At 42.3% G+C, this 690-nt stretch carries 1 protein-coding gene; it reads left to right on the top strand.

Annotation, left to right across the window (positions count from 1 at the left end; translation table 11 throughout):
* Positions 1 to 89: 89 nt before the first annotated feature.
* Complete coding sequence (locus tag CNE01S_RS24135; protein ID WP_138089281.1) at positions 90 to 683, top strand: hypothetical protein; 594 nt, start codon at positions 90 to 92, stop codon at positions 681 to 683.
* Positions 684 to 690 lie beyond the last annotated feature (7 nt).

The raw sequence follows: 690 nt of genomic DNA, 5'->3' as shown, positions 1-690 counted from the left end.
CTACAAAAAGCAAATTTCAAGCTTTCTTTTCTACATAGAGAATGATTGATTCTTTTTATAGATTTTCTTATTTAAATTCATGTGGTTAATTGGAAAAGAAAATGAGAGAACCAAAAGAAAATGAATTTGCTTTTACTGGTGAACGAAAAGAAAGTGTGCAGGACAGACTTAAGCTGCTTTTCAGGGGGAGGACATTGAGGCGAGTAGCTCAGGATTGGGGGCTACCATACTCAACGTTAAACAACTACTTCGCCAAGGGAGCAAAGCCTGGTCTTGATGTAGTTGAATCTATATGCAATGTAGAAAACGTATCTGTGGGGTGGCTGGTCACTGGGAAGGGTGAAGCTCAAGGTGCCACTGGTGATTGTTCGTCGCAATTAGTGTCGCAACCTTCATCGGAAGACACGCTGCGTTCAGCTTGGACGCTTGCATTTGAATATATGGATAAAGCAGAGGCTGATGCTTTGCTCAGAATCATCCTCAGCGGTGGGATCAGAGGGGTGATCAAAATGGCTGAACACGAATCCAGTCTAGAGGAAACGTTCATGTCATTTACTCCAGAACTAAAAGAGCGAGCTATAGAGCTTGTAGAAGCGCACGTAAATGCTAAAAAAGGGGCATCTCAAGAGCATTCAGTAGACGAGTCAGTTGACCTGCAGGCTGATAATAAAAAGGCAGGATAAATACTTT

The sequence above is a fragment of the Cedecea neteri NBRC 105707 = ATCC 33855 genome, from assembly GCF_001571265.1.
Classification (GTDB): Bacteria; Pseudomonadota; Gammaproteobacteria; order Enterobacterales; family Enterobacteriaceae; genus Cedecea; species Cedecea neteri.
The sequence above is the reverse complement of the archived record's forward strand: the minus strand, read 5'-3'. Positions and strand labels throughout refer to the sequence as shown.